This is a genomic window from Paenibacillus sp. RS8 (assembly GCF_041956825.1).
Classification (GTDB): Bacteria; Bacillota; Bacilli; order Paenibacillales; family Paenibacillaceae; genus Paenibacillus_AQ.
On the sequence record NZ_CP168131.1, the window covers coordinates 1340771 to 1354857 of the forward strand.

The 14087-nt window shown below is 41.8% G+C and carries 13 protein-coding genes; 2 read left to right on the plus strand and 11 right to left on the minus strand.

Annotated features, from left to right (window positions below; translation table 11 throughout):
- Positions 1 to 15: 15 nt before the first annotated feature.
- Positions 16 to 699, minus strand: a complete 684-nt coding sequence (locus tag ACDZ28_RS07230; RefSeq protein WP_375104321.1) for a Crp/Fnr family transcriptional regulator — start codon at positions 697 to 699, stop codon at positions 16 to 18.
- A gap of 123 nt (positions 700 to 822) precedes the next feature.
- Between ACDZ28_RS07230 and ACDZ28_RS07235 the strand changes: the two genes are divergently transcribed.
- Positions 823 to 1674 carry a leucine-rich repeat domain-containing protein gene (locus tag ACDZ28_RS07235; protein WP_375104322.1) on the plus strand — a complete coding sequence of 284 codons (852 nt, stop codon included), beginning with the start codon at positions 823 to 825 and terminating at the stop codon, positions 1672 to 1674.
- Between the two features lie 69 nt (positions 1675 to 1743).
- Here ACDZ28_RS07235 and ACDZ28_RS07240 read toward each other — a convergent pair whose 3' ends face one another.
- From ACDZ28_RS07240 to ACDZ28_RS07270, 7 genes are all read right to left on the minus strand, one after another.
- Positions 1744 to 4284, minus strand: a complete 2541-nt coding sequence (locus ACDZ28_RS07240) for an ABC transporter permease (protein ID WP_375104323.1) — start codon at positions 4282 to 4284, stop codon at positions 1744 to 1746.
- Between the two features lies 1 nt (position 4285).
- Entirely contained in the window at positions 4286 to 4957 is a 672-nt protein-coding gene (locus ACDZ28_RS07245; protein ID WP_339267882.1) for an ABC transporter ATP-binding protein, read from the minus strand.
- Positions 4958 to 5039: 82 nt separating this feature from the next.
- Positions 5040 to 6008: a HAMP domain-containing sensor histidine kinase gene (locus ACDZ28_RS07250; protein WP_339267884.1), complete on the minus strand. Its 969-nt coding sequence runs from the start codon at positions 6006 to 6008 to the stop codon at positions 5040 to 5042.
- Between the two features lies 1 nt (position 6009).
- Positions 6010 to 6693 (minus strand): response regulator transcription factor, encoded by a 684-nt coding sequence (locus tag ACDZ28_RS07255; RefSeq protein ID WP_375104324.1) that lies wholly within the window; start codon positions 6691 to 6693, stop codon positions 6010 to 6012.
- Positions 6694 to 6764: 71 nt separating this feature from the next.
- Positions 6765 to 7754 (minus strand): sensor domain-containing diguanylate cyclase, encoded by a 990-nt coding sequence (locus ACDZ28_RS07260; protein WP_375104325.1) that lies wholly within the window; start codon positions 7752 to 7754, stop codon positions 6765 to 6767.
- A 40-nt stretch (positions 7755 to 7794) separates the two neighbouring features.
- Entirely contained in the window at positions 7795 to 8586 is a 792-nt protein-coding gene (locus tag ACDZ28_RS07265; protein ID WP_375104326.1) for an alpha/beta fold hydrolase, read from the minus strand.
- Positions 8587 to 8791: 205 nt separating this feature from the next.
- Complete coding sequence (locus tag ACDZ28_RS07270) at positions 8792 to 9553, minus strand: SDR family oxidoreductase (RefSeq protein ID WP_076120351.1); 762 nt, start codon at positions 9551 to 9553, stop codon at positions 8792 to 8794.
- Between the two features lie 321 nt (positions 9554 to 9874).
- Here ACDZ28_RS07270 and ACDZ28_RS07275 point away from each other — a divergent pair, with 321 nt between their 5' ends.
- Positions 9875 to 10441, plus strand: a complete 567-nt coding sequence (locus ACDZ28_RS07275; protein WP_375104327.1) for a TetR/AcrR family transcriptional regulator — start codon at positions 9875 to 9877, stop codon at positions 10439 to 10441.
- 62 nt (positions 10442 to 10503) lie between these two features.
- Here ACDZ28_RS07275 and ACDZ28_RS07280 read toward each other — a convergent pair whose 3' ends face one another.
- The 3 genes from ACDZ28_RS07280 to ACDZ28_RS07290 are packed head-to-tail and all read right to left on the minus strand — an operon-like array spanning position 10504 to position 14002.
- The gene (locus ACDZ28_RS07280) at positions 10504 to 12561 is read right to left on the minus strand and encodes a carbohydrate-binding domain-containing protein (RefSeq protein WP_375104328.1); all 2058 of its coding nucleotides are present in this window, start codon (positions 12559 to 12561) and stop codon (positions 10504 to 10506) included.
- Positions 12562 to 12585: 24 nt separating this feature from the next.
- The gene (locus tag ACDZ28_RS07285; protein ID WP_076120354.1) at positions 12586 to 13266 is read right to left on the minus strand and encodes a DUF4956 domain-containing protein; all 681 of its coding nucleotides are present in this window, start codon (positions 13264 to 13266) and stop codon (positions 12586 to 12588) included.
- A complete protein-coding gene (locus ACDZ28_RS07290; protein ID WP_375104329.1) occupies positions 13259 to 14002 on the minus strand; it encodes a polyphosphate polymerase domain-containing protein in 744 nt (247 codons plus the stop codon). Before ACDZ28_RS07290 ends, ACDZ28_RS07285 begins: the two co-directional genes overlap by 8 nt.
- Positions 14003 to 14087 lie beyond the last annotated feature (85 nt).

The window sequence follows — 14087 nt, forward strand, 5'->3', positions numbered from 1 at the left end:
CCGGAACTGCTCGTCTCAATCGAAATCCGTATACTCTAGTAAATACTTCGGGTCTAACACGGTGATCTGCTGATGTTGAATATCAATAATCTTTTGCTCCTGCAGATCTTTAAGCACAAGGGTAGCCGTCTCCCTTAACGTTCCGATCATATCCGCGAACTGCTGATGGGTTAATCGGAGATCAATCATCTGCTTGCCTTGCTCCTCTATTCCGAATCTTTGGTATAGTCTTCTTAGTGTAAAGACCGCACGCGCTCTCGCATCATGAAATTTCATTTCATGTAATAACCGATTCGATAAAAATAAACGGTCCATTTGCAGCAGCATCAATTGCTCCTTAATCAACGGGTAGCTGGCAAGCATCTGCTCAAATGGCTCGCGTTTAATCTCAAATAATACTGTATCGTTCATAGCTACGGCAGATAGCACCCTTACATTGGAGGGATGGATCACTTCCAGATCACCAAAGAAATCGCCTTTTCCAAAAAGATCTACGGTATGCTCTTTCCCCTTCGTAGTGGCGTACACCCTAATAATTCCCGAATAGATAATGTAGGCATGATCCCCTGGATCTGATTCTGCAAACACCAGGGTACCTTTGGAATAGGCCTTATATGTGAACAGTCTTGAGACCGCCTCAATCTCCTTCGGGGTTAACCCCTGAAAGAAGCGAGTCCCCGTCCAAAAAGAAGCTTCCATTTCATTATTCCTTTCTAAAACATTCCATAGTTTTGTATGCCAACATACAGATAATAAATCATCATCCTGTTATTCTATCGTAACGATACCAAAACCAGAACCAATAACAAAGGAGAACCTTCCATGAGATATAATTTTGACGGAAAAGGGCTTACCGAAACGCCAGAAGTCGTGTTTGAGAGCAATCCTCTACTAGAACTGAGCATGTACAACAACCACATTAAAGAGATTCCCGATCAGCTCTTCCTTCATGATGAATTAGAAGTACTAAATTATGCGGGTAATGAAATCGAACGGTTATCCGACAACATCAGTCGTTTAGTTCACTTGCGAATGCTGGATTTAGGCCATAATCGACTAAAAGTACTGCCGGATAGCATTGGCGGACTGCAGGGGTTGGATTCTTTTCTATATCTAAGCAATAATCAGTTCGAACAGCTGCCGGAGCAGCTTTGTAATCTCCAGAAGCTCAAGTATCTGAACGTAACAGATAATCATCTTAAGCAATTACCTACCCATATAGGCGAAATGAGCAGTCTAATTGAATTGCGGCTTTATTATAATCAGCTAGAACGTCTACCTGATTCGATCACACGAATAAAAGGGTTAAGAGAGCTCCATCTGTATGGCAATCAACTGACCGTTTTACCCGAGCATTTGGGTGCTATAGAAGAGCTTCGGATTCTTGATTTAAGTGATAATCGAATCGCTGCACTGCCTTTATCCATTGGTAAACTAAGTAAGCTAAGAAGACTGAACCTTAGAAAAAATAAACTGAATCAGCTGCCTGAGGAAATAGGTCAACTAAGCAGCCTCATAGAGCTTGACCTAAGAGATAATCATCTGCAGGAAATTCCAGATTCCCTGCTACAGCTGGATCGATTAGAGAAGCTGGATCTCAGATGGAATCACAGCTTGAGGGGAACAGACATTGTAGAGCAATTAGAGCAAAGAGGATGTATCGTTTATAAATAGTCACACTGATAAACAAAACAAGGGAACAGACTTGGACCTTTCGCCCAATCTGTTCCCTTTTGTTCAAGCTTAAACTGTATCTCTTAATCGTTCCACAATACTTTGCTTACTTATACTCCGAAAGGCAACATACGGAATAATAACAGACAGGACAAGTAGCGCAGGATATGCCATCAGTAAAGGGATAATGGTGAACTTATAACTGAAGAACCACAAGTTCCCGACCACACCTCCAATAACTCCATAGGAAAAGAGTATACCGAGAACAAGCGAGACAATGATCGTCGCAGCTGCATAATATAGTCCTTCAAAAACTACCATCTTACGTAATTGTTTATCCGTCATACCTATACTTTGCATAATCGCAAACTCTTGTCGACGGGATAGTAGGCTAGTCAGCATGGAATTAATGAAATTCAAAATACCTACCAAACCAATGATCAGGCATAACATTCCACCGACATTGATAAGCATGCTTTGTAGTCCTTTAAAGCTATCTAGTAAGGTCAGCTTAGAGTCATAATTCATAAGAGGCTCAGTATCTTGCGTATAACTCTTCAGAAAGGTATCCATAGCTTGCTCATAGTTTTTCTCAACGTTAAATGCATAAGTCATAACTATAGGCCGTTCAACAATCTTAGTAAATTCATCTGCAGGCAGGTACATCGTAAAACTGCTTCCCCTGCGATTGGTATTCGTATAATAGTCTGTTTTTGCTTTCGCTAGAACTTCATATTCATGCATTTGACCATCTACAGTGATCTGTACCTTCTCCCCAATTTTGTAGCGGTCGACATCCCATTGAACATTATCATGATCATCAGCAGGTAATCCTTCAATGATATATTTTCCCGTCGCAAGCTTGTCTAAATCCAGTTCTCCTTCCACAATGTCAAGCCTTGAGAAAGGCAAATCCTCTAACCCATATAAATCAAGCTGTTGATCATCGCCTTCAGGAAGAAGAAGACTATGACCGGTATAAGCGATTCGATTATCGCCAGTATAGTGAATCTTACTATCACTCAAATTGTAATATAATTTACCGCCCTCTTCGAATCCTGGCTGAGACTTTACGGCATGAATAAAGCTTTCAGATAACTCATCTTCTTCAGAACGAAACATATTCAGATTAAAATAATTGGCATGACCGATCAGGAAGTCCGTATCTGCGAATTTCGAAAGATACTTATCCATATCCATTCCCTTGGAGAGCGTAAATACAGTATTAAGCACTACTAGACTAAGCGAGAGTGACAATACTACTAACAGCGTACGCTTTTTGTTGCGGCTGAGATTAGAGCGTGCCATTTTATGCAGTTTACCACCATCGGTACCCTTCTTACTGGTTTTATGGATATGATCGGTAACCTCACTGTAACGTACCGCCTCCACAGGGGAAACACTACCTGCTATCTTGCCAGGCTTACGAGTACTAATAAATATAGTGATTAGCGCAAATAATGCCGCTCCAATAAATATAATTGGATTCAGAGACACTTCGGCTACTGTGGCCCCAATTTCACTGACTCCTACAATCATTGGTAAACAAGCTTTACCTATGACGAATCCAATTACTAATCCAAAGGGAATACCGATTACAGAAAGCAGTAGTGCTTGCTTAGTAAGCATGCTTTTAATCTGTTTAGACGTTGTTCCAATCGTTTTCAGCAATCCATAAAATTTAATATCCTTAATGACGGAGATTTGAAAGATATTAAAAATGATCAAATATCCTGTGATAATAATCAGTATCGCTGCTGCAGCGGCAGATACGAGGGTTGATGGATCGAAATTAAAACTTGATGATAGATATGCCCAGTTCGGATTACCCTCAATATCGGTGGAGCTCGCGGGACCTACACTATCGTCTGAACGATAGGTATAGCCGCTTTCTGTAACTACTTGTTCAAGCTTCTGCTGGATATTCCGGCTATTGCTGAACAGAATATCTGCACTGATTGTACCTGTCATATCATAATCCGTTTTATAGGTGAGCGGTATATCAGCCAAAACCGTATCTACAAATGCTTTGGACACTACCGCAGTTCCCACATTTTGGGAAGCTGTGTCACTTTCCCAAAAACCGCTTAACACGAAATCCTTATGGTAAATCTTTTCTTTAATCGTATAGGACAGCGTTACTTTCTCACCTACCAGATGAGGAATTCCGAGCTGATCCAAGGTCATGCTGTCTGTAATAATCTCATCTTCTTGCTGTGGTATACGCCCTGTCGTTGGTGCAGTGAATCGTAGCTTAGTATCCGCTTCATCCTCATACCGCATCTCCACGGGACGCTTCAAGAACTCTGGATTATCAGCATACGTAATGAATTTGTTATAACCAATTTCTTTAATCAGCGGATGATCTTTGATCGCGTTGAACTGCTCTTCTGTAATGTACTTAAGTGCCCCATGAGCACTACCCCCACTTTGTCGCATCGTTTGGTTCTGAAAGCTCTCTCCCATCCCTATACCGATCGTAAACAGCGTGGTAAATAAAACAGTAGTTAATGCAATCGCAATAATCGCCATCAGATTTCTAGTCTTGTTAGCTTTAAAGCTGGCAAAGGCAAGCCGAGATACAATCTTCCGATTGGAAACCTTCATCATGTTACTCACCACCTACAATTTTGCCGTCCTCGATGCGAATCACACGGTCCGCCAATTGAGCGATCTCTTCGTTATGAGTAATCATGACGATCGTTTGATTGAATTGCTTACTTGTTACCTTAAGTAATCCCAGCACATCCATACTTGTCTTGCTGTCCAAATTACCTGTAGGTTCATCAGCCAGAATGATTGCTGGTTTAGTGGCAAGGGCTCTCGCAATGGCTACCCGTTGCTGCTGTCCACCGGAAAGGTTATTAGGCAGGCTATACAGCTTGCTCTCTAGTCCTAGCGTTGTCACAATTTGTCCAACAAAATCTTGATCTACCTTATTCCCATCTAGTTCAATGGGCAAAACGATATTCTCAAATACATTCAATATCGGTACTAAGTTATAGTTTTGAAAAATAAACCCGATCTTGCGGCGACGAAAAATCGTCAATTCATCATCTTTTAGATCAAAGATGTTCTTCCCTTCGACCAATACCTCACCGCTAGTAGGACGATCCAGACCTCCTAGCATATGTAGCAATGTAGATTTACCACTGCCCGAGGTTCCTACAATGGCAACGAACTCTCCATTCTCTATAGCTAAATTAATACCATCTAAAGCGCGTACTTTATTCAGTTCATTTCCATAATGTTTCATCAGATCACAGGTCTCTAATATTTTCATCCGAAATCATCCTCCATAAGAAAAAATCTATACCGTAAATGCCTTTAGCATCCTACGATATAGACTATAACAGCCACTTCTTTCATGCTTCTTTCGGAAATCTATCAGTATTGAAAGATTTGGAGGGAGAAGGCTCTCTCGGTAGGAAGATTGAAAAGGTGGAACCTTTTTGAACAGCAGAGCTCACTTTAATATAGCCCTTTTGCATCGTTATAATCTCTCTTGTCAAGTAAAGTCCTATACCTACACCTTCTACCTGACTCACCTGAGGCGAGCGATAGAAGCGTTTAAAAATCAGATTAATCTCATGTTCCTCCATACCGATACCCGTATCTGTAATATCCATACGTATGAATAACTCATATGCTGTGGTAGAGATCGTAATCATACCCTGTTCAGGTGTGTATTTGATGCTATTATCTACAATATTAAAGAGGGCCTCCTCGGTCCACTTGGGATCAAATATGGCAGTTAACTCCTCTTCACATTCTATATTGAGACTTATATGCTTGAGTTGTGCTTGCTCTTCTACCTGGGCAACTGTACATTGGATTAAATCCTTGATTCGATTGGGCTGCGGATTGACATAGATAATTCCTGCCTCCATTCGTGACGTCTTAATCAACGCTTGGATCAGGAAATTCAATTTCTCCGATTGCTGTGCGATCTGGCTACTCAGATCTGCTGTAGGACTGCCTGTTTGCTCTTGCTCTTGTAATAGCTGGACATACAGTAGAATATTAGCAATGGGTGTCTTCGTCTGATGCGATATATCCGAGATTAGCATCTTAATGCGATCTTTCTCCCTACTAATATCCCGCTCACCTGTGGTGGACGCAATTAGAAATCGATTCAGCTTCGTCTCCATTTGAGACAGCATTGTTTCATCATAGCTGGATTCCGCAAACGTATTATTAATGGCCTTATCCAACATCGAATTTATTTGATTAAACATAGCTTTGTTATTGCGATTATAAATGAATGCGGTCAAGCTACTAGCAATAGCAGCAACGACTACCGCCACGATCACATACATATAAACATTTGGCATGTTATTTCACCGCCCACGTATATCCAATTCCATACACCGTTTGAATATACCGAGGCGCTGCTGGTACTTCCTCCAACTTATTGCGCAGGCGGCTAATCGTAACGGACAATGCGTTCTCATCCACGTATTCTGTACCATCCGTCCAGATCTTATCAATTAATGTAGCGCGTGAAACTGTAATCCCCTTATTTAAGACAAGCAGACGCAACAGCTTCTGCTCCGTCTTACTTAGAACGACTTGCTGTCCTTTATTCGTGAATTCCATCTCATCAAAGTTAAAGCTGAAATCATCAATCCGCAGGACAGATGTGGCGCCCTTGTCCGAAGCCGCTCTGCGCAAAAGAGCCGCTACTCGCGCCCGTAGAATCATGAGGCTAAAAGGCTTGGTCATATAATCATCCGCACCTAGCTCAAACCCCGTCACTACGTCAATCTCCATATCATTAGCAGTTAACATTAAGATGGGAACAGCGGAAGTCTTGCGAATTTCTCCGCACCATTCAGCACCATTACCATCAGGAAGATTAATATCCAAAATAATCAAATCAATTTCATGGCTGACAAGAAATTGATCGGCTTGTTTAATTGTGAAGGCTTGTAGAAAGCTAAGAGACTCCTGCCTTAAAGAGAGGACAATACCGTTATTCAATGCGATGTCGTCTTCTACGATTAAGATATTGGGCATGGTTCATACCCCCTTTCATAACTTCAATATTACACAGCATAACTATTATTGTATTAAAAAAAAGCCTCCTGTTAAAGAAGCTTTTCATTCAAATCTATGCTATGCGTGACGCAGTTTCTCCCCTGCTCTTTAGAGGCATAGAGCGCTTGATCAGCTTTTTGCAGTAGGGTGGTTTCTGAATCGGATGGAATAAACGTAGCTATACCCATGCTCACCGTAATCTGGCCCATTTCCCAAGTTGAATATGCGATAGATTGCCGTAAATTCTCGGCTATGATCTTTGATTCCGAGATATCTGTATTTGGTAAAAGAAGTACAAATTCCTCACCGCCATATCTAGCCGCAATATCCTCTTCACGAGATTGCAATTTCAAGATACTCGCCAATTTCTCCAGTACATAGTCACCTGTCTGATGCCCATAGGTATCGTTCACTTTTTTAAAATGATCAATATCTATAATACACAGTGAAAATACCGCTTGATCCCGTCCATACCCTACGATCTGCTCGTCCAGCTTCTCTTGAAGAAACCTTCTATTCTTCAGTCCAGTCAGCTTATCTGTATTAGATAATTCTAATAAAACGGCATTCATTTCCAGCAGCTCGGCTTGCTTCTGTTCAATTTCCAAATGAATTCGCTTGAGCTCTGCAAGTGCTTGATCCTTTTCCCAATAAGCTACTTCTATCTGCTTCTTGGCAGACCGAAGCTCCAGCTCGTAATCAATGCGTTTGCCCATCTGTACCAGAATACAATCAATGATCTCTACACCTTCAGACTCGAACCGTCTGCCATTTAATAAATATGGAATCGCTTTCCCTTCATTGTCCTTCAAATTTATAAATAACTCTTCCACCTGTCCATTTAGATTAATAAAAGGATAGAAGTATGAATAAAAAATAAGCTTGTTTGCCGTAGACATGATAGATTCAAAATGCTTATGCACCAAATCAACCTGTTTATACCCCATACGGTCCAAGAAAGTCTGATTCACATTGGTGATTATTCCTTCATGGGTGATAGAAACATAGCCACAAGGCGCATATCTTAATCGGTCATCCATGATCTAAATATCCTTTCAACACAGCATAATCTCGTCCAGCTTACGTAAGATATTCATTAATTAAAGTGATGGTCTCCTCAGGATGACTAATATGTGGGTAATGCCCCTTAGCCTCCATTAACCGGAAGGTACTATTATTCAGATGCTTATGTAGATATTCTCCGGCCGCTATAGGTACGATACTGTCATCCGAGCATTGCAGAATAAGTGTAGGGACTGTAGCCTTAGGTAGATCTTCTCTATGATCCGAAAAGAATGTAACCTCTGCAAATTCTCTAGCAATAACAGGATCTGCCGAGATAAAGCTGCGTTCCAGCTCTTTCGTTAACATCGGGTCAGGGTTGTTCATAGCAAGAGGTGCCATAAAGCTTGCCCAGCCTGCGAAATTCATCTCCATCATCTCCAGAAGCTCAGTGATATCACTCTTCTCGAAGCCTCCGAAGTAATCTCCATCATTTAAATAACATGGAGAAGGACCAATCATGATCATTTTATCAAAATAATCCGGCCGCTCAATCGAAGCAAGCATCCCGATCATAGAGCTAATAGAATGGCCTATAAAAATAATATCTTTAAGTTCCAGCGTTTGGATGACATCCAATACATCCTGTACATAGCCGTGGAGTGTATGATATTTATCTGTTGCATATGCACTTAAATCTGAGTTACCTGAGCCTACATAATCAAATAGAACGATTCGATATTTTTTCTCAAAAGAAGGCGTAATAAACTGCCACATACTCTGGTCACACCCAAATCCATGGGCAAAAAGGATTGTGCGTTCTCCTTCTCCAATCACTTTCACATGATTCCGCACCCTAATATCGTTCATTTCATATAACTCCCTTTATAGTTAGCATTCTCTTTATTTTGAGGGGTCACCCAGGAAATATCAAGAGCATAAAAAGCTGTTAAAGCAGAAGCAGACAATCACCGACCCAAAACAAAGAGCAGCGATTCTCTAATGCCAAGAGATTCGCTGCTCTGTTCCTAACGATTTTAAAATGAATCGGACTGACAGGTATGATAACCAATGTTTAGAATGCTGAAGTCCAACCCGCGTCGGCAGCAATGATCGCTCCGTTTACAAAACTGGAGTCATCCGAAGCCAAGAATAACGCAACTTGTGCGATTTCTTCAGGTGTACCTACCCGAGGAATTACAGCCTGTGTTAATTGAGTGCGGCTCATGCCGAATTCATTAATATTTTTCATTGAGGCACTGATGTTAGTGGCAGTAGCTCCCGGTGCGATGGCATTACAACGAATGCCTTTATTGGCATACATAAAAGCTGTGTTTTTCGTCAAGCCTACTACAGCATGTTTAGATGCTGTGTAAATTGCGCCCGCATGGGCACCACTTACGCCACCTGTAGAAGCAGTATTTACAATAACACCTTTTCCTTTTTCCAGAAAAATAGGCAACGCTTTACGTGTGGACCGCATTACACTTTTAGTATTTATATCAAAGATAAGATCCCATCGTTCATCTGTAATATCACCAACGGGCTCGAATCCATCCATAATACCCGCATTATTCACTAGAATATCTAGCGTTCCATATTCATTTACTGCGGTATCAATCATGTTATCGATGTCTTCAACTAGCGCAACATTCACTTTCAACGCCTTAGCTACTCCACCATTACTAACGATTCCTGCTGCGACTTGTTCTGCGCCTTCGAGGTTAAGATCGGCTACAATCACTTTTGCACCTTCTTTAGCGTACAACTCTGCGATTGATTTCCCCATACCTGATGCGGCTCCTGTAACCACTGCAACTCTGTCTTGAAGTTTCATGTTGGAAGTCTCCTTTACGTTTATCTATAATGTAAATAGCAATATAAGCAGAACCGCCTTTGGCGTCCTTTGGACGATAAGCGTTATCCTTATATTTTTAAAATCTCTAAACCACTTAAAATTTATTCTACTTAAGTTTAATCATCTGCAATTTAACTATCAATATACAAACGAGACACCAAATGTTCATAAATATATATAACTCAGGATTGTGTTGAAATAGGAATAGAAAATAGACAGTTAGGAGGTCTTCTGTTGCTTAAAAATAATCGGAGAACTAGCAAATCGAGGAAAGAGTTAAAGAACGCATTGATATTTCTCATGGAAAAAAAGAATTTTCGCACCATTACGATAACTGATATTGTTACCCTTGCCGATTTAAACCGTGGAACCTTCTATAAGCATTATCAAACCAAAGAAGAGCTTCTGAATGAGCTGATCGATGATGTACTAGAGGATTTAATTAAAGCCTATAAGGATCCCTATCTTCATACCGATAAATTTATCGTTAGTGAGCTTACTACCTCCAGCATCAAAATTTTTGAACATGTAGCCTCCTATTCTAATTTCTATACCATCATTGTAAATTCGAATGTTCTGCCTGGGTTTCAAAATAAGATTTGTGATATCTTAAAAGAGCTTACTAAGCAGGACCTAGTCTCAGTTAATAACACAAACACCAATATAAATATCGAATTGTTTTCCAGTTATACGGCCTATGCTCTATTTGGATTAATCATGGAATGGGTAAAGGGAGGATTCAAATATACCGCTAACCACATGGCAGAGCAGCTGATTCAAATTCTGTCTTTTAATTCACACCATTTGATTATCAACACTTCTAATAAACCCATTGAATTGAGTTCCAACCCAGTGAATAGAGACTAAATTTACTTCAAATAAAACCCACTCCATAAGCATAATGGAGTGGGTTTCTATTACCGTATTTCTTATGGGTTTCTTCTTCCTCCGCCACCAGGACCTTGATTGGTGTTCGCGGTGGTTACTCCGGATTCATTCAGCCAAGTTATATTACTAGTGATTTCAAACGCTACTATTTGGGTTCCTCCTGTATAGTCACCATCTGTATACAGTCCATTCACTTCACTGCCAGTCGAGGTACCACCCGAGTAGAGGGTGTAAGAACCGCCGTCCTTCAGCTCTGGCGAACTAATCACCACAGATTGATAATCCTTCGATGGAGCAAAGGTTAGGATTGTGTTTCCTTCGCTATCCTCTAAATGAACTAATGTTCCTGCCTTCTGGGTTTGAGGGAACGTCATGCTGATTGCATGTTGGCTGGAGGTGTCGGATGGTGCCTGAGCCATACCCGAGCTTCCCGCGGCGATTAGCGTGCCTCCACTCTGTTCAAAGCTGCCATCAAAATCAAGTGAACCGTTACCGCCATTGGTCGGACCATTCACAATGACTGTACCACCCGACATCACGATGGAGCCGTTCGAATCTAATCCGTCACCTGCAGCATCGACGGTTAACATTCCTCCACTAATCGTGAGTACATTTGCTGCAGCCTCGCTGAATTGATCCTGCTCCTGAGGGCCGCCGCCAGCAGTTGCCTCGTCGTTACCCCCGGCTACATTCACGCCATCATCAGAAGAGACTACATTAGCTTCGCCTCCAGATATCGCGATGTTGGCTCCTTCGATCCCTTCATAGCTTTTCGTAATATCAATCTTTCCACCCGATATCGCTACCAAGGCATCGGCATGGATTCCATCATCTCCCGTTTGAATATGGAGTTCTCCATCTGTTATGGCAATATTGCTATTGCTGTGTACGGCATCATCAGCAGAATCGATGGTAAACATTCCGTTGTTGATGCTGATATCTCCTCCAGCCTTCAACCCTTTAGTGCTTGCTGTTTCGGATTCTGTCGTTGTCGTTGTCGTTGTCGTTGTCATTTTCGTTGTTGATGCTTCTTGCGCTGGCATTTCTGGCTTTGTTTCTGGCGTGGATGTTTCTGATGTTCCCGGTGTTTTGCCGCCTGTTCCCTGACCTCGATCACCTCTCATGCCCATGCCTGCCCCTTGATCACCTGTTTTCACCTCACCGTTAACATTGCCACCTCCTGTAACCACGGTGTACGTTCCGTCATCAATTACGAGAGCAGTCTCAGCCTGAATACCGTCATTGCCCGCTTTAATATCGAACGTTCCTGCTGCTATAGCAATGAAGCCTTTGTCCGCTTCGGTATCATTGGTCGATTTGATTCCGTCACCTTCAGCCGTAATACTGAGCTTACCGTCTTGAACAGCGACAAGATCTTTCCCCACCATTCCATCGTCAGCGGCTTTAATTTCCAGCGTACCATTCATGATTTTCAGATCATCTTTACTTGTAATTCCATCATTATAATTTGCCGAGACAGACAACTTGCCAGTGCCATTGATCGTTAAGTCTGCTTTACTGAAGATAGCAGCACTTGGCTCATCTGTAGCTTCATCAGCATAGACATAAGTCACTCCATCAGACACGGAGTTCTCAGTTCCGTCCTCCAAGGTAATGATCACTTTCCCAGCTTCTTTAATGTAGATTGCAGCGTTGTCGCTGTCCGAGATGTTCACACCATTTAACACCAGATGTACAATTCCATCATCCTGATTATTAATTACGATCTGCCCATCATTGAGCTTACCCGAAAGCACATAGGTCCCCGCTGCAGTAATCGTCACTGACCCATCCTTGGATTCAGCTCCCGTACCATCGATAACAGCACTCGTTCCAGCCAAGGCAATATCCGTCGATTGGTCGGCAGTCCAACTTGTATTAGAATCATCTTCATCGAATGTTACTAAGTCTGTAAGCTTGGCGCTAGCCAGTTGTACTCCAGTAGCAGCTCCGTCCTGAGTTACCGTTGTTCCTGAGGCTGCTGTCGTATCCGCCAGGGCTTCAGACTGTGCTGTCGTAGAATTAGTGCTGCAAGCCGACATAAGTAATGCACACAGCAGCAAGATTCCTACTTTACTTCCGGTTATATACTTATCCATTTGTCATCCATCCTTTCGATTATCTTAATAGTCATTAATAGTTGGAGTCATGGTCAACGAGAGATCTAGATTACCGTTACGAGTACGAATCGCATCCAAGAATTCCTTCTGATTCACTGCTTCACTTAGCGTAACGGCGTAGACTAATTCATATAAACTACCCAGCTCAGTCGTTCTAATCTTCTTAAGCTCATACCCAACATTAAATTTGTTGAAAACTTCAGCAAAGGCTTCTTCGTATCCCAGACTCTCCGGAATAGTCACTTTCAGTGTTTTTTGCGAAGTTGTTCTTACCCCAAAGTTCGTCCGATTCAGTATAAACATAAGTACGCACAGGATAAGAGTGAACAAGATCGCGTATCCAAACGAACCCACCCCGCAGGCAAGTCCCGATGCCATAGTGAACAAGACGAAAGTGATATCCTTCGGATCACCCGGTGCACTTCTGAACCGAATGATGGAGAATGCTCCAGCAAGACTGAAGGCTCTAGCGACATTACTACCAATCAGCAGTATGATGATGGCCACAATTACAGGTAGCAGTACCATCGTGAGCGTGAAGCTCTGCGAGTATCCGCCAGGGTTGGTCTTCATGTAGGTGTAACTAATGATTCCTCCAAGTGCAATAGCTATGAAAATAGTTAGAATAGCGTTGGTAAACGTTAATTCTGTACTCGTTGCAACGGTAAATAATGAATCAAGCATAAAGAGCACTCCCCCGTTCTGCTTTACTGTTCTTTAGCATTTTTTTATATTCGTTCCCGTACTTGGAGAAGCTTGTACGGTACATTTGATGCTCCGAGAGCATTTTTGCCAGCCAGACCGGAATCGTATTCTCAGCTTTCACTTCCATCAGCCACTGACCTGGCTCTAGCAAAGGTTCACCATAAACGCCATGCTCCATCTTCAGATCGTACCTCCGGCTTCGGATGTTCGTGTCGAACGTGATTCTTAAATCGCGATTATTTTTACAAAACAACGCTTTTCGGTCATAAGACAGATATACCATCGGCTGCAAATCATACCGGGTTAAAAAGTATTTAATCTCTTCAATTACCTGTTTGTTCATGTAATCCTTAAACTCCGGCTCTATGCCGGTAGCAACAAAATCATAAGCTTCATTCAATTTGAGCGATGTTCTTCTTTTATTAACCAACCCGAATACCTTCTTCTTGATTTCCAGATACACCTTCGTATCTTGATTCGGAACTCCATAAGCTCTTAGACGAAGCTTCTCTTTGTATTTGGGCTTGGCAAGACTGTTACGAATCAGCGTGTTGTGCGCAGTATCATAATATAAGTTAGTGATGGAATAAAACTCATTCTGCTTGTTGAAATCGTCTAATTCCATGTATTCAAGCAATTGGTTATAAAATTTATAGTAGGCTTCGTTGTCGAGTAAATATTTGTTCTCATAACGGTTAAATACCTCAATCGCCATAGGGGCTCAGTCCTTTCTGTTTATCAATGTTTCGTGTGCTTATGAATGTATCTTAGAACCCAAACCTTTAATGAATCTTAAATGC